This window comes from Alloyangia pacifica, from assembly GCF_003111685.1.
GTDB classification, from domain to species: domain Bacteria; phylum Pseudomonadota; class Alphaproteobacteria; order Rhodobacterales; family Rhodobacteraceae; genus Salipiger; species Salipiger pacificus_A.
In genome coordinates, this window is sequence record NZ_CP022190.1 from 738,363 (window position 1) to 759,340 (window position 20,978).

Consider the following 20,978-nt stretch of genomic DNA (forward strand, 5'->3'; position numbering starts at 1 on the left):
CGCTTACGCGTCGGCCTTCATCTCCGGCACGTTCGGCGTATCTTCTTCGCGCTTGGCCTTTGTGGACCAGATCCGATCGCGCGCCGGCGTCGGCAACGGCTTGCGGTTCTGGCCGAGGTGGATGTGCACTTTCCCGATGAAATAGGCCGAGACCGGTGCCGTCATGAACAGGAAGGCAATGATCAACAGCTCGTGGTAGGATGGCGCGCCGGAGGCAAAGGCAAAGAGCACCGAGGCCAGCAGGATCGAACCCACCCCCAGCGTCGAAGCCTTGGTCGGCGCATGCAGCCGGGCCATGGGCGCCTGCAGTTTCAGCAGGCCGATCGAGCCCACCAAAGTGAACAGCCCGCCGATGACCAGCGCCGCGGCAATGACGATATCGAGGATGTCGTGGCTCATTCGATGATGTCTCCTCTCAGCACGAAGCGCGCCACGGCGACGGTCGAAATGAAGCCGAGCATGGCGATGATCATAGCGGCCTCGAAGTAGATCTGCGTTGCCCCGGCGATGCCCACGAGGATGATCAGCGCTACGGCGTTGATCGACAGCGTGTCGAGCGCGAGGATGCGGTCGCCGCTCCGCGGGCCCTTCACCAGCCGGATCATCGTCAGCAGCAACGACAGGCTCACGGCGGCAAAGGCGAAGATGAGCGCATAGGTGACAATCATTCGAAAATCTCCTTCAGGCGGCGTTCGTAGCGGGATTTGATCTTGCGAGCGACCTTCTCTGGGTCCTCGGCATGCAGGGCGTGCACCAGCAGCGCGTGGCCCTCGTCCGAGAGGTCGACCGAGACCGTGCCCGGCGTCAGGGTGATGGTCCCCGCGAGCGCGGTGATCGCCTCGGGGGTGCGGATGTCGAGCGGGATGTTCACCCAGGCCGAGCGGATGTTGCGGTTGGGCTTGAAGAGCACGATCAGCGCCACGGTGACATTGGCCGTGATGATGTCCCAGGCGACGATCAGCCCATAGGGGATGAGCCTCCACGGCCGTGTCACCTGCGGCCGGTTCGGCCAGTACGCGGCTGTGGCGAAGGGCAGAAGCACGCCGAGGATGATCCCGAAAACAAGGCTGTTGATCGAGGGCTCGTTCGCCAGCAACTGCCAGATGATCACCAGCGCAACCGACAGCAGCGGGTGCGGAAAGAGCCTTTGCATGAAACGTGCGGCCATCACTGTCCTCCCAATGCGTCGTCGGTGGTTGCCTCGGTGCCGGGCTCATGGGACTCGTCGGCGGGCAGTTCGTGGCCGCCGGCGTTGGTCTCATGGGGGTCGGCGTGGTCGTCGCCGTGCTTCTCGATCTCCTTGCCCGGCGTCTCGAGCACGGTGGAGATATAGGGCTGCGGCGCAAAGAGTTGCGCGGCGGTGGCGTCGAGTTGCCGGGTCACCGGGCCGGCGAAGACGGTCAGCGCCACCAGCAGGCTTACCAGCACTCCGATGGCCAGCATCGGCAGCGGCTGGTTGCCGCCCGTGGGATCGTGGATCTCACGCGCGCCCTGTGCGTCCTCGGGATCGTCCACCGAGCCGCATTGCTCGACCGCGAGCTGGTGCGGCTTCCAGAAGATCGTCGAGCCCGCGCGGGAAAAGCCCACCACGGCCACCAGCGACGAGCCCAGCACCACCGCCCAGACCCAGCCCATCAGCGCGCCGCCCTCGGCCGCCTCGAGGATCAGCAGCTTGCCGAGGAAGCCCGAGAGCGGCGGCAGGCCCGTCATGGCGATGGAGGCGATGAAGAAGAGCCCCGCGACCAATGCGCCCCCGGCCATGGGCAGCGCTGCCGTGAGCTCTCCTGCGACGCTGCCGCGGCGCTCGCGGATCACGTCGACGACGAGAAAGAGCGCCGCCGTCGCCAGCGTCGAATGCAGCGCGTAGTAAAGTGCCGCCGAAATACCCGCCGGGGTGAACTGCGCCACCGAGGCCAGCAGCATTCCCATCGAGCCGATCACCGAAAAGGCGACCAGCCGCCCGATCTCGCGCGTGCCGAGCACCCCGATCATGCCAATCGCGAGGGTGATCAGCGCCAGCGGCAGCAGCCATTCCTCGTGTGCGCCCGACATAAGAGGCAACGAGGGCGGGAAGATCATCGTATAGACGCGGATGATGCCATAGGCACCGACCTTGGTCATGATGGCAAAGAGCGCGGCGACGGGGGCCGGGGCCTCGGCATAGCTCGAGGGCAGCCAGAAGTGCAGCGGCAGAAGCGCCGCCTTGATCGCGAAGACCAGCAGCAGCAGCACGGCCGCGACGCGCAGCCCGGCGGAGTTCTCCACGTTTGCCGCGGCCACGCGCTGCGCCAGGTCCGCCATGTTGAGCGTGCCGGCCTGCGCGTAGAGCGTGCCGAGCGCGAAGAGGAAGAGCGTCGAGCCCAGCAGGTTGTAGAGCATGTACTGCACGCCCGCCCGGGTCCGCGTCGCGCCGCCCGAATGGACCATGAGCCCGTAGGAGGCAATCAGCAGGACCTCGAAGAAGACGAAGAGGTTGAAGGCATCGCCGGTGAGGAAGGCGCCCATGATGCCCATGATCTGGAACTGGAAGAGCGCGTGAAAATGCTGTCCGCGGCGGTCCCACCCCGAGCCGATCGCATAGATCAGCACCGGCAGCGCGAGCACCGCCGTCAGCAGCACCATGGTCGTCGCCAGCCGGTCCGCCACCAGCACGATGCCAAAGGGCGCCTGCCAGTTGCCGAGCTGGTAGATCGTCACCGTGCCATCGCTGGCCTGTATGTAAAGACCGATGGCGATGGCAAGCGTGGCCACCAGCGAGGCGACCGAGAAGATCCGCTGCAGGGTTTCGTGGAAGCGCGCGGCAAGCACGATGATGGCGGCCATCATGGCCGGCAGCAGCACGGGGGCGATAATCCAGTGCATCATGCGCGGGACTCCTTCTCGTCGCCCTGTCTTGCGTCAGGGTCTTCTCCGGCGCGGCGCTCGCGGGCCAGGTCCCGCGCCTCGTCCACGTGGTCATCATTGGCGTTGAGGTAGGAGGCCAGCGCGATCATCACCACCACGGCGGTCATGCCGAAGGAGATCACGATGGCCGTCAGCACCAGCGCCTGCGGCAGCGGGTCGGTGTAGCTCGTCACGTCGTCGCGCAGGATCGGCGGCTGGTTGATCACCAACCGTCCAGAGGCGAAGAGGAAGAGGTTCACGGCGTAGGTCAGCAGCGAGGTGCCGATGATCACGGGGAAGGTGCGCAGCCGCATCACCATGTAGATGCCCGCGGCGGTCAGCACGCCGATGGTGGTCGCTATGAGAAATTCCATGGATCAGGCCCCCTCGTTTTCGATATCGCGCGAGGGGTCGATGTCCATCGCATGCTCGCTGGGCTCGTCGCCGGAGCGACGTGCCATCCGCGAGAAGCTCTCGAGCGACAGCAGTACGGCGCCGACCACCGCGAGGAAGACCCCGAGATCGAAGGCCATGGCCGAGGCAAGCTCGAACTTCTCCAGCCCCGGCAGCGTCACGTAGCCGAAGGTCGAGGTCAGGAAGGGTTTCCCGAAGAGCCAGGCGCCGATGCCGGTGAGCCCGGCGATCAGCACGCCCGCGCCGATCACCCCGTGGTAGGGGTAGCGCTGGCGCTCGTTGGCCCATGCGAAGCCCGAGGCCATGTACTGCATGACCACGGCGATCGACACCACGAGACCCGCGACGAAGCCGCCGCCCGGTTCGTTGTGACCGCGCAGGAAGATATAGGCGCCGACCATCAGCACCACCGGCAGGATCAGCCGGGTGACCACCACCATCATCAGCGGGTGGGCGTCTCCGGCCTGCTCCCGGTCCGGCACGCGGTTGAGCAGGCGCGCGCGCACCGGCCCGGTCAGCAGTGCTTCGGTCACCGCGTAGATCACCAGCGCGGCGATGCCGAGCACGATGATTTCGCCAAAGGTATCATAGCCCCGGAAGTCCACGAGGATCACGTTGACCACGTTGGTCCCGCCGCCGCCGTCGTAGGAGTTGTCGAGCATGTAGTCCGAGATCGTCCCCATCGCGAAATCGCGGCGCAGGATGGCGTAGGTGAGCCCCGCGGTGCCGAGGCCGGCCACGACCGCGAGCATCCCATCGCGCATCCGGCGCGAGATCGGAGACTCGATGGGCGTGGTGTTGGGCAGGAAGTTCAGCGCCAGCAACAGCAGGATGATCGTCACCACCTCGACCGAGATCTGCGTCAGCGCAAGATCCGGCGCCGAAAGGTAGTTGAAGGCGATCGACACCATGGTGCCGATGACCCCCATCAGGATCAGCGCCGTCAGGCGGTTGCGATGGAAGACCACGATGAGCCCGGTGGCGCTGACGATGAGGATCCAGCCCGCCAGCGGCAGCGGCTGGATCGGCAGCATCTCGCGCGTCACCGGCCCCAGCGTGCCGGTGAACCAGGCGTGGGCGGCCACCACCAGCACGGTCACGGTGAAGACCGATGCGTAGCGCGAGAAGCTGCCGTTGTTCAGCCCGCCCGTGAGGCGCTCCGCGCCGCGGGCACAGAGACCAATGAGGGCGTCGAAGATCTGCTTGGCCTCGGGGCGCGGCGCGGCGTCCCAGCCCCTGAGCAGCGGGGTGAAGAGCGCGAGCAGGATCAGGCCGCCGACGGTGGCGATGATTGACATGATCAGCGCCGGGGTGACTCCGTGCCAGAGCGCGAGATGCGCGCCGGGAACCTCGGCGACGTCTCCGATCACCGCGGCGGTCACCAGTTTGACCACCGGTTCCGCGAGGAAGGGCAGACAGCCCACGACGACCACGATCAGCCCGAGGAAGGCAGGCGGCCCCCACATGCCGAAGTTCGGGTCGTGCGGCGTGTGCGGATAGTCGTCACGGGTCTTGCCGAGGAAAGCATGCGCGATGAAGCGGAAGCTGTAGGCGGCCGAGAAGATCGCCCCAAGGGTCGCCAGCACAGGCACCAGCCAGTGCGAGCCGAAAAGAACGGTGTGCGAGGCTTCCTCGAGGAACATTTCTTTGGACAGGAAGCCATTGAACAGAGGGATGCCCGCCATGGCCAATGCGCCGACGATGGCGATGGTCGCGGTCACCGGCATCAGGTGGCGCAGCCCGCCGAGGCGGCGGATGTCTCGGGTGTGCGCCTCGTGGTCGACAATGCCCGCGCTCATGAAGAGCGAGCACTTGAAGGCCGCATGGTTGAGGATGTGGAACACCGCTGCCATTGCACCGTAGGCCGTGCCTGTGCCGAGAAGCATGGTGATGAGGCCAAGGTGCGAGACCGTCGAGAAGGCCAGCAAAGCCTTGAGGTCATGCTTGAAAAGACCGATCACGGCGCCAAGGACCATGGTGATCAGACCCGCCGAGGTGACAATCCAGAACCACTCCTGCGTGCCCGAGAGTGCCGGCCAGAGCCGCGCCATCAGGAAGATGCCCGCCTTCACCATGGTCGCCGAGTGCAGGTAGGACGAGACCGGCGTGGGGGCCGCCATGGCGTGCGGCAACCAGAAGTGGAAGGGGAACTGCGCCGACTTGGTGAAGCAGCCGAGCAGGATCAGCAGCAACGCCGGGACATAATAGGGCGAGGCCTGGATCACGTCGCGCCGCGCGAGGATCTCGGTGATCTCGTAGGTGCCCGCCGCCGAGCCCAGCAGCAGCATGCCCCCGATCAGCGCCAGACCGCCCATGCCGGTCACGGTGAGCGCCATGCGCGCGCCCTGGCGGCCCTCGGGCAGGTGCTTCCAGAAGCCGATCAGCAGGAAGGACGACAACGAGGTGAGCTCCCAGAAGATCAGCAGCAGGAGGATGTTGTTCGACAGGACGATCCCAACCATCGCGCCCTGGAAGAGCAGCAGGTAGGTGTAGAACTCGCCCATGTTGTCATCGCGCGTCAGGTAATAGCGCGCGTAGATGATCACCAGCGCCCCGATCCCGAGGATCAGCGCTGCGAACATCATCCCCAACCCGTCGAGGAAGAGCGTCACGTTCAGCCCGATCGCGGGCAGCCATTCCACCGAGGCGGTGACCGTCTCGCCGGCCCAGATCGCGGGCAGGTGGGTGACCAGCCCCAGCAGCGCGGCGAAGGTGACGAAGAGAGTCGTCATCCCGCAGGCGCGTCGACCGGCCTGAATCATCAGGCCGGGCAGCAGGGCTCCGAGGAACGGTAGGAGCGCAATGATGAAAAGTGACATGGAACTCCCTGATCGTCGTTGGCGGCGTCGAGAGAAGGCAGCCGATTTCACACCATATCACAACCCGAAAACGGCCATACTGACGTTAATTTCAGGAAAGTTAGCCGAATTCTAACGGTAATGTCAGGTCGAAATATTCGAGCCAAGTATTGCGATTGTTACTTGGGGTTACTATAGGCGTGAAGTTCTTAAGGTAGAGTGGCGGATACACGAGCAACCTAAGGTATATTGGACTATGTGCGTATTTGACGCAGCCGGGCGCGCGCCGACTCCGGTGGTTTCCGGGCCGGTTTTCTGCTTTGGACCCTGCCGCCGAGCCGCATGTGCCCTGCGCGGCATCGGCTGAGACCGTCACCCGGCCCGGTCCTCTGGGCCCTTCTCCTTGTCTGGCGCTTTTCGGGCTGCTAGTCGGACGTGTAAGCTCAATCCCCGACGCTTTTACTTCGGGAACAACGCGAGGCAGGCAGCAGTGGCGCACCCCCGTTTGGAGATCCGGAACCTCGTGCGGCGGTTCGAGGGGCGCGCCGTCGTCGATGACGTCTCGCTGACCATCGAGCCGGGACATGTGACCTGCCTTCTGGGACCCTCGGGCTGCGGCAAGTCGACGACGTTGCGGATGATCGCCGGGGTCGACATGCAGGACAGCGGCGCGATCTTTGTCGACGGCAAGCTGATCTGCGACACGGTCTTCCGCGTCCCCCCCGAGCGCCGCGCCATCGGCCTGATGTTCCAGGATTTCGCGCTCTTTCCGCACCTTTCGGTGGGCGAGAATGTCGCCTTCGGTCTCAAGGGCGCCGCCAGCGCCAAGAAGGGCCGCGCGGTGGAACTGCTCGATCGGGTGGGGCTGGCGCATTTCGTCGACGAATACCCGCATCAACTCTCGGGCGGCGAGCAGCAGCGCGTGGCGTTGGCCCGCGCGCTGGCGCCCAAGCCACGCATCATGCTGATGGACGAGCCCTTCTCCGGTCTCGACAACCGCCTGCGTGACGGTATCCGCGACGAGACGCTGGCGGTGCTGAAGGAAGAGGGCACCTCGGTCCTGCTTGTCACCCACGAGCCCGAAGAGGCCATGCGCATGGCCGACGAGATTGCCCTGATGCGCGACGGCAAGATCGTCCAGCGCGGCGCGCCCTACAATATATACAACGCCCCGGCGGACAAGGCCTCTGTTGCATTCTTCAGTGATATCAACTCTCTGCGTGGAAAGGTTCAGGGAGCGCTGGCGGATACGCCCTTTGGTCCCTTCCTCGCTCCAGGCGTGCCCGACGGGGGCGAGGTCGACATCGTTTTCCGCCCGCAGCACGTCGGCATCGACTTCGATCGCGGCGGGCGCGGCCCCAATCCGACGCAGATGGCCGGCACCCCGGCGCGCGGCGTGGTGGAGCGGGCGCGCTTCATGGGCTCGGAGAGCCTCGTCGAATTCCGTATGGATTTCGACGGCGGCACGATCCGCGCGACGGTGCCCAATGTCTTCCTGCCGAAACCCGGCACGCCACTCTGGCTGACCGTGCGCCGCGACCGCTGCTTTGTCTTCCCGGCCCGGGACTGACTCTCAGGCCAGCGCCGCCAGCGAGAGCAGCGACAGCGCGCTTGTCCAGATCGTGACCGCCGCGATCCGGTCGGTGCGGATGCCATGCAGCAGCGCCAGCGCAAAGGCCATGGCACCCGACGGCCCGGCTGCCAGCAGCGAGACCTGCGCCTGCCACAGATCGCTCGCTCCGGCGAGCCAGACCGCCAGCGCAACCAGCAGCGGGAAGCCGACCAGCTTCAGGGCCGCGTAGGTCGTCACCACCGCCGAGGGCCGCAGGCTCTGCCCCGAGAGAAGCACGCCGAGCGCGAAGAGCACCAGCGGCGCGGTCGCCGCCCCGGCGAAGCGGCAGGCGGTGAGGATCGGCTCGGGCAGCGTCAGGCCTGCGAGGTTGACCGCGACGCCGAGCAGGATGGCGCTCAGCGTGGGGTTCACCGCGAGCCGCCTCAGCGCCGGCAGCGGCCCGGCCGAGGGGCGGGCGATGAGGTCCGCGCTGATGATGAAGAAGGCAAAGGCGACGGCGGTGTCCCAGGCGACCACGGCGGTCACTGGCAGCGCTCCGTCCTCGCCGTAAAGCAGCAGCGCGATCGGCCGGATGTAGAGCAGCGAGTTGACGAAGACCACGCTCATCGCCAGCAGCCAGGCCTCGAGCGTCTCGCAGCCAAAGGCGCGACGGGCGAGCGCGTAGGAGGCGCCGAAGGCCAGCGCCTCGCAGGCGCCGTAAGTCAGCAGCGTGCGCAACTCGAAGTCGTCGAAGGGCACCGTCGCGATCACCAAGAAGATCAGCCCTGGCTGCATCACCATCAGCGCCACGCGGTTGGCCGAGGCTGCATCCTGCCGACCGAAGACCCCGCGGCGTCCGAGGAGGAAGCCGAGCGCCAGCAGCGCGAAAACCGGCAGGATATCATGGGTGAGGATGGTGAGCATGGGAGGTCTCGTTCGGGGCGCCCGCGTTGGGGGGCTGCGGCGCCGTGGGTCGGGCGGGCATCAGATCTGGGGGACGCCAGGAAAATGGCTGGCGCGCAAGGCGGGCAGGTTCATGTGGCGGCGGCGGAGGAGGCCGTGGTCCGAGAGCCTCTTGATGAGCTCGGGCGTGGCGGTGCAGACCTCGTTGTAGAAGCTGCGCAGGGCCGCTTCGCCGCCTTCCTTCTCGATCATTGCGAAGAGCGTGTTGAGGCTGACCGCACCCTCGCCGCGTGCCTGCGGCTTCAGCTCGGCGCGGTAGGAGCCCCTGGCCATCCGGAAACGGTAGGCCGAGAGGAAATGCGCCCAGTCGGCCGCGTGGAAGTGCCCGAGTTCGGTGTCTGGCAGCGGGTGCTCGCCGGGATTCAGCTGATCGCCGAGCCTCACGTTGTGGATGCGGATGTCGAGCCCCTCGGTACCGGGCCGGAAGAAGAGCTTGCCGGCCACATGGCTCAGGAATCCGCCCGAGAGATGTCGACCCCAGGTGGGAAAGCACGCTTCGGCAGCGCGCTGGCGGGCCGCCTGGTCAAGGGGGAAGGCCTTGAACTGGGTCTCGGCCTGGACCGGCGCAGCGGCAAGGGCTTCGACCGGGCGGACGCGGGCGCAGAGGCAGTCGCGGGGCAAATCCGCCAGTTGCTCGGCCAGGGGGCGGGCGGGCAAAAGGAATTCGTCGACGTCGACATGCGCCAGCCAGTCCAGCTCGGGCTTGCGGTTGTTCGCGTGCCGCGCGTTGCGGGTCTGCCGGACCTGGTGCGTCTCGGGGCGCTTGCCGCGCTTGGCCCACCAGGCAGCATCGGTGGTGACGACGCGCACCTTGGGGTGGGCCGACAGCGCCGCCGCCGCCGCGGGGTCGGCGTCATCGAGGTAGATATAGAGCCGCTGCGCGCCTTGCTCGAGGTGCCAAGCGGCGAAATCGAGGATTCGGGCCAGGGGCGCATTCGTGGTGGTGACGGTGCCCCAGCGGATCACGGCAGGGCTCCGAAGATGCGGTTCACGGCGGCATCGGGGTCGAAGGGGTGCTCCAGCAGCATGCCATGCGCAGCAAGCCGGTCGCGCAGCGCGGGCGTGTCGGCGCAGACTTCGTCGAAGAGTGCCCGCAGCCCGGCTTCGCCCTCTTCCTCCATGAGATAGCCGATCAGCTCGGCCTGTCCCATCTCCGGACGCTCCGAGCTTTTCCTGTAGGAGCCGAGGGTGCGGCGAAAGCCCAGGTCGGCGCGGAATTGCGCCCAGCTGCGCGCGTGCAGGTGGCCCAGCCAGACCTCGTCCAGCCGGTGGCGGTTGCTGGCCTCCGTGCCGCGGTATTTCAGCGTGTGGATGCCGAGCCTCGTGTCCTCTATGCCGGTGCGGGCAAAGACCTTGCCCGAGGTGTGGCTGAGGAAGCCGCCGTAGAGATGCGCTCCGAAGGTCGGATAGATCGCTTGCAGCACCGCCTTGGGCTGGCCGGCGTGCTTGTGGGTGAGCTTGAAGCGATGCGGCAGGCCATCCTCGCTTGCCAGCGCCTCGGCGGGAGCGACGCGCGCGACGGCGGCGGAAAGCGGGACTTCGCAGAGCAGCTCCGCCAGCGGCCGCTGCGGCAGCAGGACCTCATCGACGTCGATGTGACCAAGCCAGTGCACCCCCAACCCGTCCCGCAGGCTTTGCGTCGCATTATAGGCCTGCCGGACCTGATGCGCTTCGGGTCGGGCGCGGCCGCTGGCCTGCCAGTAGATCGCATCGCACTGGGTGACGCGGATCGCGGGGTGGCGCGTGAGGAAGGCCGCGGCCTCGGGATCGGGCGCATCGAGGTGGATGTGCAGCGCCGCGGCGCCCAGTTCGAGGTGATGCGCGGCAAAGCGGGCGATCTCGGGCAGCGGCGCGCGGATGGTCGAGGTCAGACCCCAGCGCAGCGTCTCGGACGTGAGCGCCCGATGGCTGGCAGGCACTGGAACGGGCGCGCCGTCTGTCTTTGCCCCATCGCGCCGGGCCTGCCGTTGGCGCATGGTCATCAGCCGGGAGAACACCGTCCGGTCGTCGGCGATTAGCATCTCGAGCAAGCGATGGGCGAGCGGCTGGATCACCGGGTCGCCCTCGGCCTCACGCCAGAGCCGCCCGATCATGTTCACGTCGAGCCCTCCGCTCGGCAGCGCGTAGCCGTCCATCTCAAGCGGCAGCGGGCCCGGTGCCTTGCCGTCGAGCGCAAAGGGGCGGTCGGCCATATGCCCCGAATAAAGCCGTTCGCTCTCGTAAAGCTTCATCGTGCCGAAAAGCGTGCTCAGCGCCAGCCCCACGGAGCGTTGCACGGCGCTCAGCCCGTGATCGCCGAAGGTGGTCACCGAGGACACCAGCCAGCGCGGGTCGAGCTGCTGTAAAAGCGCCGGGGCCTCTTCGGCCCAGAGCCGCTGGAACAGCCCCGGGGCGTGGGCGGGGAACACGCGCTTGCGCAGGTGCGCGATGAGCAGCGCGTTGAGAAATACCAGCTCCGACCGCCCAGTCAGCTCGCGCCGCAGCGCGTGGCGCTTCCGGTGATGGTTCGAACGGAAGGGCGGCGCCTCGGCAGGATCTGCATCTGGCTCGGAGACGATCTGCGCAGCCAGCCCGGCGAGCGGCGTGTCCATCGGTGGCAGCGCTTCGCCCGGCGCGAAATCGAGCGCGTCCCGGCGCCCCTCCATCTGGGTGAGAATGGCCGCGATTCCGCCGGGATAGGGGGGTGTCTTCTCTCCGCTCATGGCGCGGAGACTGGCGCCATCGCACGGTACAGGCAATCTCCCGCAGCCGCGCGGCGGCGCATGGATGGCCAGCGTCGCCTTTCCGCCACGGCCCGGCGGGGTCACTCCATGGCGAGGATCATGTTGCGCACCACCGGGTAGATCTCGGTCTCCCACCTGCGGCCGTTGAACACGCCGTAGTGCCCGACGTTGGCCTGCAGGTGATGGCGCTTGAGATGCGGGCGTAGCGACGCGCAGAGGTCATGCGCGGCCGAGGTCTGTCCGAGCCCGCAGATGTCGTCGCGGCCGCCCTCGACGGTGAGCAGCGCGGTGTGGCGGATCTTGCCAGGGTCGACCTTGCGGCCGCGGTAGCTCAGCGCGCCCGTGGCCAGTTCGGCCCTCTGGAAGATGCGCTCGATCGTCTCGATGTAGAACGCCTCTGTCAGGTCGAGCACGGCGAAATACTCGTCGTAGAACTCCTTGATCTTGTGTGCTTTCTCGGTCTCCCCGGCAAGGATGTGATCGTAAAGCTTCCGATGCGTCGCGCGGTGCCGGTCCATGTTCATAGACATGAAGGCCGTGAGCTGCACGAAGCCCGGGTAGACCTTGCGCCCGGCGCCGCCATAGCGCCAGGGGACCCGGGCGATCACATTGCGCTGGAACCATTCGATGGGTCTCTGGTTGGCCAGATCGTTGACCATCGTGGGGCTCTCGCGCACGTCCACCGGCCCGGCCATCAGCGTCATCGAGAGCGGCGTTGCCGGGTTGCGGTCCTCGGACATGACGGCGACCGCCGCCAGCGCCTGCACGCAAGGTTGGCAGACCGCGAGGATATGCGCCCCGGGGCCGATCTCCTCGAGAAAGCGGATGACGTAGGAGATATAGTCCTCGACACCGAAATCCCCTTCGGAAAGAGGCACATCTCGGGCGTTCTTCCAATCGGTGATAAAGACGTCATGGTCACGCAGCAACATCTTCACCGTGCCTGCCAGCAGCGTGGCGAAATGGCCCGAGAGCGGCGCGGTCACCAGCACCTTGGGCTGCGGCGTGTCCATGTCCTTGCGGAAATGCAGCAGCGTGCCAAAGGGCAGGTCGAGCGCGACCTCCTCGACCACCGGCACATCGCGATTGTCGACCCTCACTGATGAGAGGCCGAAGGCCGGGCGGTCGTGGCTCAGCCGGAATCGCGAGAGCATCTCCAGCGCCGCGGCGTTGTGGCGGGTCAGCTGGGCAAAAGGGCCGTTGAGGCGCGGCATGAAATAGAGGCCCTGCATCGCCGCCATGCGGAAAGGGGCGATAAAATCATCAAGTCCCTGGTATCCGGCGTAGAGCACGTCGTTTTCCCTTCCCTGCCTCGCGAAAAGGCTAGCCAGTTCGATGCGCCCGATGCGACAAGAAAATGAGGTCTCGCGTCGAGAGGCAGCACCGAGGGGCAGTCATGGCGGAAGCAACGCTCACCATTTCATCGAAGAACTACTCGTCCTGGTCGCTGCGCGGCTGGCTGCTCTGCCGCATGGCGAGGCTCGATTTCAGCGAGGAGATGGTCGATACCTCCGACGCCACCGCCCGGCAGGAATTGCTGCTGCTCTCGCCGACGGTGCGGGTGCCGCGGCTGATCCACGGGCGGGTGCAAGTCTGGGACACGCTGGCCATTGCTGAGTACCTGAACGAGATTTTTCCCGATGCCGGTCTCTACCCCGAGGATATCGCTGCGCGCTCGCATTGCCGCTCGATTTCGGGCGAGATGCACTCGGGATTTTACAACCTGTGCTCGGCGCTGCCGATGAACCTCAAGGCACGGCACCAGAGCTTCAAGATCTTCTCCGGCGCGCGGCCCGACGTCGAGCGGATCAAGGTGATCTGGCACGAATGCCTTGATGCCTATGGCGGCCCGTTCCTCTTCGGCGCGAAACCCTCGGTGGCCGATGCCATGTACGCGCCCGTCTGCACCCGCTTCCGGACCTACGCGGTGCAGCTTGAGGATCGGCTCCAGCCCTACATGGAGACCATTCTCGACTGGGCGCCGATGAAGGAATGGACAGAAGGCGCGCTGGCCGAGCCTGACGAGATCGTCGAACTCGAGGTCGAATTCTAGCGCGCGAGGTCGCGGATGCCGCGCGCGATCCCCTCCAGCGTCATCGGCACCATGCGCTCTTCGAAGATCTCGCGGATCATGTCGATGGAGCGAGTGTAGCCCCAGTGTTTCTCGGGCACCGGGTTTATCCACAGGTGATCGGGCCATTGCGCTCGCGCCCGGCGCAGCCAGACCTCGCCCGCCTCCTTGTTCCAATGCTCGTTGGCCCCGCCCGGCACAGCGATCTCGTAGGGGCTCATCGAGGCGTCGCCGACGAAGATGCACTTGTAATCCGGGCCGTAGGTGTTCAGCACCTCCCAGGTTGGTATCTGGGCATCCCAGCGCCGCCTGTTGTCGCGCCAGAGGCCCTCATAGAGGCAGTTGTGGAAGTAGTACTGCTCGAGGTGCTTGAACTCGGCCCGCGCCGCCGAGAAGAGCTCCTCGACCACCTTCACGTGCGGGTCCATCGAGCCGCCCACGTCGAGAAACAGCAGCACCTTCACCGCGTTGCGCCGCTCGGGGCGGGTCTTCACGTCGAGATAGCCGTGCTCGGCGGTGGCGCGGATGGTGCCGTCGAGGTCGAGCTCCTCGGCCGCCCCGTCCCGCGCCCAGGCCCGCAGCCGCTTTAGCGCCACCTTGATGTTGCGCGTGCCCAGCTCGACCTGGTCGTCGAGATTGCGGAACTCCCGCTTGTCCCAGACCTTCACGGCCCGCTGGTGGCGGCTTTCTTCCTGGCCGATGCGCACCCCTTCGGGATTGTAGCCATGGGCCCCAAAGGGCGAGGTGCCGGCGGTGCCGATCCACTTGTTGCCGCCCTGATGTCGACCCTGCTGGTCGCGCAGCCGCTCCTTGAGGGTTTCCATAAGCTTGTCGAAGCCGCCCAGGGCCTCTATCTCGGCGCGCTCCTCGGGCGTGAGGTGTTTCTCGGCCATCTTGCGCAGCCAATCGTCGGGCAGGTCGAGCGCCTCGAGCATGTCATCAAGCGACACCGCCTCGAGCCCCCGGAAGGCCTCGGCAAAGGCGCGGTCGAAACGGTCGAGATGGCGCTCGTCCTTCACCAGCACGCTGCGCGCGAGGTAGTAGAAACCGGTCACGTCGTACAGCGCGAGTCCGGCCTTCAGCGCCTCGAGGAAGCTCAGGAACTCGCGCAGGGAGACCGGCACCTGCGCCGTTCTCAAGGTTTCGAAAAATCGTAGGAACATCGGCCACCTCCGCGCGGGATGATGCCGCGCGTTGCAGGGAGCCTCAACCCGGGTCTTCTTCTCTTGCAAAACACGCCGAGGGGTGCGCCCGAAAGCCCAGTCGCCGGACTCAGAACGCCAGCTTTTCCACGAAGATCGTCAGGATCAGCGCAACCAGCGAGAAGGCGATGCCATAGACCGCGACGAATTGCGCGATGTCCGCCTTGTTGCCCTTGCGGCGCGCGGCGGTCATCCCGCCGATGATGGCGCCAAGAATGGCTCCCGCGATGACGATCATGTGGTTCCTCAGCTCCCTTGCACCGGGTCGAGGGCGGCCCGCCTGCGCACCTGCGCACCGCCGTCCCAGTCCGGGCCGAAGCCGTAGCGCGCCCACCCCAGAGAGTCCAGCCGCAGCGCGGCGGCCTCGGCGCTGCGCCCAAGCCCATCAAGCGCCTCGGCGCGCAGGGTCATAAGGCTGGCCAGAAGCGCGGCGTTCTCGTGCCGGCGGGCCACGGCTTCCTGCGGGGCGGTCAGCGCCAGTGCCTCCTCGGGGCGGCCGGTCCTGAGCGCCAGCGCGGCCAATTGGGCGACGGCATAGGCCTCGTGAAGCCGGGCGTCAGGCAGGGTCGAGAAGATGCGCAGCGCGGCGCGGAACTGCGTTTCGGCCTGCGCCGGCTCGTCGCTGACCAGCAGCCGGCCGAGGGCGAAATGCGTGAAGCCGAGACGGTGATCCGTCCAGCCCTCGGCGCGGGCGAGGCGCAGTGCCTGCTCTGCGGCGGCGCGGCGCCGCGGCAGCGGCTCGGAGGTGCCGAGCGTGGTCTGGATCGCCTCCACCCAGGCGCGCGGCGTGGGCGCGAGGCGACGGTCGGGCACGTCCTGCCCCGCCGGGTTGAGCCTTGCGAGGATCGCGGGCAGGGCGGCGGCCACCTCGGCGCGCGCCATCCCCGAGCGCAGCGCCGGGTCGTAGAAGGCGCGCAGCACCAGCATGTCGTAGCCCGAGAGCACGGTATGCACGTTGTCGTCGTTGAAGACGCTCTCGCCGAGCCGGTAGAGGTCATTGAGCGGGCCGAGCGCCTGCGCGATCTCCTCGTGCAGGCAGTCACGGATTTCCTGCGGCGCGGCGTCGGAGGGCAGGAAGACGGCGGCGGTCTCGCGTTCGCGCACCTCGGTCCAGCTCGCCTCACCGGCGTTCTGCGCGCGGCGATACTCGCTCCAAGAACTGACACCGGGAATGACGAAACAGGCTGCCTGCGGCAGCTGCTTGCGGATCTTCTCGCGCGGCACCGGGACCAGCGTGATGTTCGCCTCTCCGCGCTTCACCTCGGTGATGTGGATCCCGGCCTCCTCGCGCAGTCGGCGCAGCAGCCGGTCGAGATCGGGCGCAAGGCTTGTCGGGGCCGTGCCTGCCACCCGCAGGGTCACCGGTCCCTCAAAGCGGCTGAAGACTGGCAGCGCGCGCCCCGACTCCAGCGAGAAGGCGAGATCGAGGATGTCCCGCGCGATCTGCGCGTTGCCGGCCTGCGGGGGCAACGGGCTGGGCGCGCCGAAGCGGCTGGCGAGCGGCGGGCTCACCTCGGGTGCCACGGTGGCAGGGCCAGCGGCACGGCTGACGCTCTCGGGCGCCATCGGCGCGCAGGCACCGATCAGCAGGCCGAGGAAGAAGACCAGCCGCCGCATCGCTCAGCGCCGCTGGTATTTGACGAAGGGGGTTACGGTGCCGATCCGGTCGTAGAGCTGCCGTGCGGTGGCGTTGAATTCCTGAGTCATCCAGTAGACGGAAGGTGCGCCTTCCGCATCGGCGGCGGCATAGACCGCCTCGATCAGCGCCCTTCCGACGCCCATCCCGCGCGCCTCGGGCGCGGCGTAGAGGTCCTGCAGGTAGCAGACATTCTCGATCCGCCAGCAATGGCGATGAAAGACGTAATGCACCAACCCAACAGGCACGCCATCCACCAGCGCGAGCAGCCCGTGGAAATCCTGCGGATCGTCGCCCAAGAGACGCGCGAAGGTGCTGGCATAGACTTCCTCGGGCACGGAGGACTCGTAGAAGGTGAGATAGCCGGTCCAGAGCGCGCGCCACGCGGCCTCGTCCCCGGCCTCGAGCGGCCGGATGGTCAGGGAGTCTTGGGACATGCTGCCTCTATGCGTTTCTTTTGGTTTATCTATCGTGAACTGCCCGGGGCTTCGCACCCTCTGCTGCGCCAGTATAGCCGGAGCGGCCCCGGGTTTGTCCCGCGAAAGAGAAAGACGCCGCGAAATTGTGATTTCGCGGCGTCCGAAAATGGAAAGTGACCTTGGGTCAGCAGCTTAACCTGTGCAGCGCTGCAACAGCCGGCTCAGACCATCATCTCCTTGGTGGCCGAAAGGGTCACGCCCGGATAGTCGCGCTCGACCCGGTCGATGTCCCACTGCATGCGCGTGAGGTAGACGATGTCGCCGTCATTGTCGTGGGCGATGTGCTGCTTGTTGGCGTTGACGAACTTCTCGACCGACGCCTTCTCGCCGTGCACCCAGCGCGCCGAAGTGAACTGCGAGGGCTCGAAGCGCACCGGAAGCGAGTATTCCTGCTCGATCCGCGCGCCCAGCACTTCGAATTGCAGCGCGCCGACGACGCCGACGATGTAGCCCGAACCGATCGACGGCTTGAAGACCTTGGCGGCACCTTCCTCGGCGAACTGGTAGAGCGCCTTTTCCAGATGCTTGGCCTTCATCGGATCGCCCGCGCGCACGCTTTGCAGCAGTTCCGGAGCAAACGACGGAATGCCGGTGACCTTCAGCGTCTCGCCCTCGGTCAACGTGTCACCGATGCGCAGCTGTCCATGGTTGGGAATGCCGATGATGTCGCCCGCCCAGGCTTCGTCCGCCAGCTCGCGGTCGGCGGCGAGGAAGAGCACCGGGTTGGAGATCGCCATCGGCTTCTTGGTGCGCACATGGGTCAGCTTCATGCCGCGCTCGAAATGGCCCGACGACAGACGCACGAAGGCGACGCGGTCGCGGTGCTTGGGATCCATATTGGCCTGCACCTTGAAGACGAAACCGGCGACCTTCTTCTCGTCGGGGGCAATCTGCCGCGGATCGGCCGAGGTCGGCTGCGGCTCGGGGGCGAGTTCGCCGATGCCGTCCATCAGTTCCTTGACGCCAAAGGAGTTGATCGCCGAGCCGAACCAGATCGGGGTCATATGCCCCTCGAGCACGGATTGCGGGTCGAGCGCGGGCAGCAGTTCGCGCGCCATCTCGACCTCTTCGCGCAGCTGCTCGAGCAGGTCGGCAGGCACATGTTCGGCGAGCTTGGGGTCGTCGAGGCCGCTGATCTTGATCGATTCCGCCACCCGGTTGCGGTCGGCGCGGTCCATCAGTTCCAGACGGTCGTGGATCATGTCGTAGCAGCCGACGAAATCGCGGCCCATGCCGATCGGCCAGCTGGCGGGTGTCACGTCGATAGCAAGGTTTTCCTGGATCTCGTCGATGATCTCGAAGGTATCCCGCGCCTCGCGGTCCATCTTGTTGCAGAAGGTCAGGATCGGCAGGTCCCGCAGGCGGCAGACCTCGAAGAGCTTGCGGGTCTGACTTTCCACGCCCTTGGCGCCGTCGATGACCATGATCGCCGCATCCACCGCCGTCAGCGTGCGATAGGTGTCTTCCGAGAAGTCCGAGTGGCCGGGCGTGTCGACGAGGTTGTAGCGGAAGTTGCCATACTCGAAGGACATCGCCGAGGCGGAAACCGAGATGCCGCGCTCCTGCTCCATCTTCATGAAGTCCGAGCGTGTGCGCCGCGCTTCGCCCTTGGCGCGGACCTGTCCGGCCATCTGGATCGCCCCGCCGAAAAGCAGGAACTTTTCGGTCAGCGTGGTCTTGCCCGCATCCGGGTGCGAGATGATCGCGAAGGTGCGGCGCCGCGCGATCTCGGGCGGCAGGGTGGGGCGGTTCGAAGCGGTGTCCAGCATGAGCGCGCGTATAGGTGCGGGCGGGGGTTTTGTCTATGGGGAACCGCGCCGCGCCGGCGGCGGTTGAGGCTTTGAAAGGAGACCCCGGATGAGCAAGGACCACGCCCCGTCGATCAAGGACCCCGACCTCTACGAGACGCTGCGCGACAAGGGCTACTCGGAGGAGAAAGCGGCGCGCATTTCCAACGCCAAGGCCAATCCCGACATGCACCCGTCCGAAAAGGGCGGCAAGGCGCCCCCCTACGAGGACTGGACCAAGGCGGAGCTTTACGAGCGCGCTCAGGAGATCGGCATAGACGGGCGCTCGAAGATGACAAAGGCTGAACTGATCGACGCCCTGCGTTCCCACTAGGATCTGGGTGTGTGGTCCGCTCGGGCGGGCATTCGCAAAGAGAAAAAGTCCGAAGGCGGCCCGGCGCGCAGCCTTCGGGGCAAAGATAACTCAGAGGAGACGCTCGCCGCGCGACGGGGCAGATGGGTCAGCTCACCCCGCCGACGATTGCCGCAGGATCTCCGCCGCGTCGGGCCGCTGCAGGAGCGTTTCCTGCACCTCCAGCTCCGGCTGATCCGAGGCGCTGTGCCGCGGCAGCAGCGCGCTCACCTGTTCCGACAGCTCGGCTGGCAGCACGGCGCGCGTGCGGGTGTCCACCAGCATGGATTCCGCCGCGATACCCTCGGCGTAGATGATCTGGTGATGGTCGAAGAGCATCTGGTAGTAGTCCACGAAGCCGCCTTCCCGGCGCAGGATTGTCTCGCCGTTGATCAGGTGGCGGGCGCGCAGCAGCAGCTCGGACCGGCCGGCGCCGAGCCGGTCGCGGCGCTGGTAGACAAAAAGCCGGTGGTCGGGGCTGACCAGCAGGTCTCGGGCGGCGTTGAGCGTGCCGGCGCGGATCAGGATTGGCGCGAAAGCACCGACCGCACGCAGCGTCTGGTGGCCGATCCAGCGGATCTCCTGCGCGCCGTCGTCGCGGGTCAGCACCCGGTCGCCGACCCGGAGGTCCTCCACGGCGCACTGCGCGCCGGACGCGAGGGTGATCAACGTGCCGGCGGTGAAAGACACGCAGGCAAGCTGGGCGAAGCGGGCCAGCGCCGTGTCGCGGTTGACCCCGATCAGCGCGTAGTCCTTGCGCGGCTGCATCGCCGCGAGGGGCATCAAGTAGACTTCGGTCACCAGCCCGTCGGCGCAGGTTTCGACCAGTGCCAGCGCCTCGGTGATGGCGCCGTCGCGGCTCATGAAGGTCAGGCAGGCGTCGAGGTGCAGATCGGCGCCGCGCCGACCCAGTTCGCTGCCGAGGGCGATCTCGAAGGGTGAGGCGGCGGCGGGCAAGAGGTTCAGCCGCGCCGGGCGGGCAAGGGGCGAGAGCGCGTAGACATCGTCGGGTTGCAGCTCTTCGGCAAAGGTCAGCGCATCGCCGAGGTTGGCGCCGCTGACCACGCGCAGATCTCTGCCGCGGTATACGGTCACGCTGTGCGCCGGGCGGGCGGCGCCGGGCATCGCACTGGAAAGGGCCTCTGCCATCACTCGTCTCTACATTCGCACGGGTCTTTCGGGGTTTCCCGAAATGCCTCCGCCCGCTCCTACATTGCCCCGGGCGACGCGGTCCCCCGAGGCGGTCTCAGCCTACACGCCATTGTCTCTCAGGGGAATGTGTCATCATATGGCCCCGGACCCGGCGTTTTGCCGGCAGAGTGCACAGGGAGAAGAAGATGGATCTCGGGATCGCGGGGAAAACGGCGCTGGTCTGCGCCTCGTCGAAGGGGCTGGGGCGTGGCTGTGCCGAGGCGCTGGCCGAAGCGGGCTGCAACCTTGTCATGAACGCGCGTGGCGCCGAGGCGCTCGAGGCGACCGCCGCCGAGATCCGCGCCACCTATGGGGTCGAGGTGGCCACCGTAGCGGCCGACATCGTCTCGGAGGACGGCCGGGCGCAGGTGCTCGAGGTGGCGCGCGGGGCCGACATTCTGGTGACCAACGCGGGCGGTCCGCCTCCGGGGATATGGAGCGACTGGGACCGCACCGATTTTCTCAAGGCGCTTGACGGCAACATGCTCACCCCGATCGCCCTGATGCAGTCGCTGCTGCCGGGGATGATGGAGCGCGGCTGGGGCCGGGTCGTCAACATCACCTCGCGCTCGGTCAAGGCGCCGATCCTGCAGCTCGGCCTTTCGAACTCGGCGCGGGCGGGGCTCACGGGCTTTGTGGCCGGCACTTCGCGCCAGGTGGCCGAAAAGGGCGTGACGATCAACAACCTGCTGCCGGGCGTGCATGAGACCGCGCGCATCGTGCAGATGGACAAGCACGACGCCGAGAAAACCGGCCGCCCCATCGCCGAGATCAGCGCCGAGCGGGCGGCGGGGATCCCGACGCGGGAATACGGGCAGGCCGCGGATTTCGGGCGCATGTGCGCCTATCTCTGCTCGGTCCATGCGCGGTTCATCGTCGGGCAGAACATCGTGCTCGACGGCGGCGAGACGCTGGCGACGATCTGAG

General features: G+C 66.8%; 20 protein-coding genes. 4 read left to right on the plus strand and 16 right to left on the minus strand.

Annotated elements, in window-relative coordinates:
• Positions 1-3: 3 nt before the first annotated feature.
• The 6 genes from CEW88_RS16395 to CEW88_RS16420 are packed head-to-tail and all read right to left on the minus strand — an operon-like array spanning position 4 to position 6,116.
• Positions 4-399, minus strand: coding sequence for a Na+/H+ antiporter subunit G (locus CEW88_RS16395; protein ID WP_108968931.1), 396 nt, complete (start codon positions 397-399; stop codon positions 4-6).
• A complete protein-coding gene (locus tag CEW88_RS16400) occupies positions 396-668 on the minus strand; it encodes a K+/H+ antiporter subunit F (protein WP_203595158.1) in 273 nt (90 codons plus the stop codon). Before CEW88_RS16400 ends, CEW88_RS16395 begins: the two co-directional genes overlap by 4 nt.
• Entirely contained in the window at positions 665-1,168 is a 504-nt protein-coding gene (locus CEW88_RS16405; RefSeq protein WP_108968933.1) for a Na+/H+ antiporter subunit E, read from the minus strand. The genes CEW88_RS16400 and CEW88_RS16405 overlap by 4 nt, the downstream gene beginning before the upstream one ends.
• Positions 1,168-2,865: a monovalent cation/H+ antiporter subunit D gene (locus tag CEW88_RS16410; protein WP_108968935.1), complete on the minus strand. Its 1,698-nt coding sequence runs from the start codon at positions 2,863-2,865 to the stop codon at positions 1,168-1,170. Before CEW88_RS16410 ends, CEW88_RS16405 begins: the two co-directional genes overlap by 1 nt.
• Positions 2,862-3,257 (minus strand): Na+/H+ antiporter subunit C, encoded by a 396-nt coding sequence (locus CEW88_RS16415; protein WP_108968937.1) that lies wholly within the window; start codon positions 3,255-3,257, stop codon positions 2,862-2,864. The genes CEW88_RS16410 and CEW88_RS16415 overlap by 4 nt, the downstream gene beginning before the upstream one ends.
• A 3-nt stretch (positions 3,258-3,260) precedes the next feature.
• Positions 3,261-6,116, minus strand: coding sequence for a monovalent cation/H+ antiporter subunit A (locus CEW88_RS16420; RefSeq protein WP_108968939.1), 2,856 nt, complete (start codon positions 6,114-6,116; stop codon positions 3,261-3,263).
• 469 nt (positions 6,117-6,585) lie between these two features.
• Between CEW88_RS16420 and CEW88_RS16425 the strand changes: the two genes are divergently transcribed.
• Complete coding sequence (locus CEW88_RS16425; protein ID WP_108968941.1) at positions 6,586-7,665, plus strand: ABC transporter ATP-binding protein; 1,080 nt, start codon at positions 6,586-6,588, stop codon at positions 7,663-7,665.
• Positions 7,666-7,668: 3 nt separating this feature from the next.
• Here CEW88_RS16425 and CEW88_RS16430 read toward each other — a convergent pair whose 3' ends face one another.
• The 4 genes from CEW88_RS16430 to CEW88_RS16445 form a co-directional block, all read right to left on the minus strand.
• Positions 7,669-8,274, minus strand: a complete 606-nt coding sequence (locus CEW88_RS16430; protein ID WP_438839483.1) for an AEC family transporter — start codon at positions 8,272-8,274, stop codon at positions 7,669-7,671.
• A 357-nt stretch (positions 8,275-8,631) separates the two neighbouring features.
• The gene (locus tag CEW88_RS16435; RefSeq protein ID WP_108968945.1) at positions 8,632-9,576 is read right to left on the minus strand and encodes a glycosyltransferase family 2 protein; all 945 of its coding nucleotides are present in this window, start codon (positions 9,574-9,576) and stop codon (positions 8,632-8,634) included.
• Positions 9,573-11,312 (minus strand): glycosyltransferase family 2 protein, encoded by a 1,740-nt coding sequence (locus CEW88_RS16440; RefSeq protein ID WP_108968947.1) that lies wholly within the window; start codon positions 11,310-11,312, stop codon positions 9,573-9,575. Before CEW88_RS16440 ends, CEW88_RS16435 begins: the two co-directional genes overlap by 4 nt.
• A gap of 101 nt (positions 11,313-11,413) precedes the next feature.
• Positions 11,414-12,625: a polyhydroxyalkanoate depolymerase gene (locus CEW88_RS16445; RefSeq protein ID WP_193989070.1), complete on the minus strand. Its 1,212-nt coding sequence runs from the start codon at positions 12,623-12,625 to the stop codon at positions 11,414-11,416.
• 104 nt (positions 12,626-12,729) lie between these two features.
• Here CEW88_RS16445 and CEW88_RS16450 point away from each other — a divergent pair, with 104 nt between their 5' ends.
• Entirely contained in the window at positions 12,730-13,386 is a 657-nt protein-coding gene (locus CEW88_RS16450) for a glutathione S-transferase family protein (protein WP_108968949.1), read from the plus strand.
• Here the strand turns inward: CEW88_RS16450 and CEW88_RS16455 are convergent.
• From CEW88_RS16455 to CEW88_RS16475, 5 genes are all read right to left on the minus strand, one after another.
• A complete protein-coding gene (locus CEW88_RS16455; protein WP_108968951.1) occupies positions 13,383-14,567 on the minus strand; it encodes a vWA domain-containing protein in 1,185 nt (394 codons plus the stop codon). The two genes, CEW88_RS16450 and CEW88_RS16455, sit on opposite strands and share 4 nt — an antisense overlap.
• 109 nt (positions 14,568-14,676) lie before the next feature.
• Positions 14,677-14,844: an apolipoprotein acyltransferase gene (locus CEW88_RS16460; protein WP_108968953.1), complete on the minus strand. Its 168-nt coding sequence runs from the start codon at positions 14,842-14,844 to the stop codon at positions 14,677-14,679.
• 8 nt (positions 14,845-14,852) lie between these two features.
• The gene (locus CEW88_RS16465; RefSeq protein ID WP_108968954.1) at positions 14,853-16,223 is read right to left on the minus strand and encodes a DUF2927 domain-containing protein; all 1,371 of its coding nucleotides are present in this window, start codon (positions 16,221-16,223) and stop codon (positions 14,853-14,855) included.
• 3 nt (positions 16,224-16,226) lie between these two features.
• A complete protein-coding gene (locus tag CEW88_RS16470; protein WP_108968956.1) occupies positions 16,227-16,679 on the minus strand; it encodes a GNAT family N-acetyltransferase in 453 nt (150 codons plus the stop codon).
• 203 nt (positions 16,680-16,882) lie between these two features.
• Positions 16,883-18,490 (minus strand): peptide chain release factor 3, encoded by a 1,608-nt coding sequence (locus CEW88_RS16475; protein ID WP_108968958.1) that lies wholly within the window; start codon positions 18,488-18,490, stop codon positions 16,883-16,885.
• 88 nt (positions 18,491-18,578) lie between these two features.
• Here CEW88_RS16475 and CEW88_RS16480 point away from each other — a divergent pair, with 88 nt between their 5' ends.
• Positions 18,579-18,842, plus strand: coding sequence for a Rho termination factor N-terminal domain-containing protein (locus tag CEW88_RS16480; RefSeq protein WP_108968959.1), 264 nt, complete (start codon positions 18,579-18,581; stop codon positions 18,840-18,842).
• A 132-nt stretch (positions 18,843-18,974) separates the two neighbouring features.
• Here the strand turns inward: CEW88_RS16480 and CEW88_RS16485 are convergent, their stop codons facing one another.
• Positions 18,975-20,009 carry a Hint domain-containing protein gene (locus CEW88_RS16485; protein ID WP_254694468.1) on the minus strand — a complete coding sequence of 345 codons (1,035 nt, stop codon included), beginning with the start codon at positions 20,007-20,009 and terminating at the stop codon, positions 18,975-18,977.
• A 188-nt stretch (positions 20,010-20,197) separates the two neighbouring features.
• On the opposite strand from CEW88_RS16485, the gene CEW88_RS16490 reads away from it, so the two are divergent.
• Positions 20,198-20,977, plus strand: coding sequence for an SDR family oxidoreductase (locus CEW88_RS16490; RefSeq protein ID WP_108968961.1), 780 nt, complete (start codon positions 20,198-20,200; stop codon positions 20,975-20,977).
• Position 20,978 lies beyond the last annotated feature (1 nt).

Bases quoted from the DNA above. Each gene is read 5' to 3' on its own strand.
- CEW88_RS16395 (WP_108968931.1), bottom strand. From the start codon at position 399: ATGAGCCACGACATCCTCGATATCGTCATTGCCGCGGCGCTGGTCATC.
- CEW88_RS16400 (WP_203595158.1), bottom strand. From the start codon at position 668: ATGATTGTCACCTATGCGCTCATCTTCGCCTTTGCCGCCGTGAGCCTG.
- CEW88_RS16405 (WP_108968933.1), bottom strand. From the start codon at position 1,168: ATGGCCGCACGTTTCATGCAAAGGCTCTTTCCGCACCCGCTGCTGTCG.
- CEW88_RS16410 (WP_108968935.1), bottom strand. From the start codon at position 2,865: ATGATGCACTGGATTATCGCCCCCGTGCTGCTGCCGGCCATGATGGCC.
- CEW88_RS16415 (WP_108968937.1), bottom strand. From the start codon at position 3,257: ATGGAATTTCTCATAGCGACCACCATCGGCGTGCTGACCGCCGCGGGC.
- CEW88_RS16420 (WP_108968939.1), bottom strand. From the start codon at position 6,116: ATGTCACTTTTCATCATTGCGCTCCTACCGTTCCTCGGAGCCCTGCTG.
- CEW88_RS16430 (WP_438839483.1), bottom strand. From the start codon at position 8,274: ATGAGCGTGGTCTTCGTCAACTCGCTGCTCTACATCCGGCCGATCGCG.
- CEW88_RS16440 (WP_108968947.1), bottom strand. From the start codon at position 11,312: ATGAGCGGAGAGAAGACACCCCCCTATCCCGGCGGAATCGCGGCCATT.
- CEW88_RS16450 (WP_108968949.1), top strand. From the start codon at position 12,730: ATGGCGGAAGCAACGCTCACCATTTCATCGAAGAACTACTCGTCCTGG.
- CEW88_RS16455 (WP_108968951.1), bottom strand. From the start codon at position 14,567: ATGTTCCTACGATTTTTCGAAACCTTGAGAACGGCGCAGGTGCCGGTC.
- CEW88_RS16460 (WP_108968953.1), bottom strand. From the start codon at position 14,844: ATGATCGTCATCGCGGGAGCCATTCTTGGCGCCATCATCGGCGGGATG.
- CEW88_RS16465 (WP_108968954.1), bottom strand. From the start codon at position 16,223: ATGCGGCGGCTGGTCTTCTTCCTCGGCCTGCTGATCGGTGCCTGCGCG.
- CEW88_RS16470 (WP_108968956.1), bottom strand. From the start codon at position 16,679: ATGTCCCAAGACTCCCTGACCATCCGGCCGCTCGAGGCCGGGGACGAG.
- CEW88_RS16475 (WP_108968958.1), bottom strand. From the start codon at position 18,490: ATGCTGGACACCGCTTCGAACCGCCCCACCCTGCCGCCCGAGATCGCG.
- CEW88_RS16480 (WP_108968959.1), top strand. From the start codon at position 18,579: ATGAGCAAGGACCACGCCCCGTCGATCAAGGACCCCGACCTCTACGAG.
- CEW88_RS16485 (WP_254694468.1), bottom strand. From the start codon at position 20,009: ATGGCAGAGGCCCTTTCCAGTGCGATGCCCGGCGCCGCCCGCCCGGCG.
- CEW88_RS16490 (WP_108968961.1), top strand. From the start codon at position 20,198: ATGGATCTCGGGATCGCGGGGAAAACGGCGCTGGTCTGCGCCTCGTCG.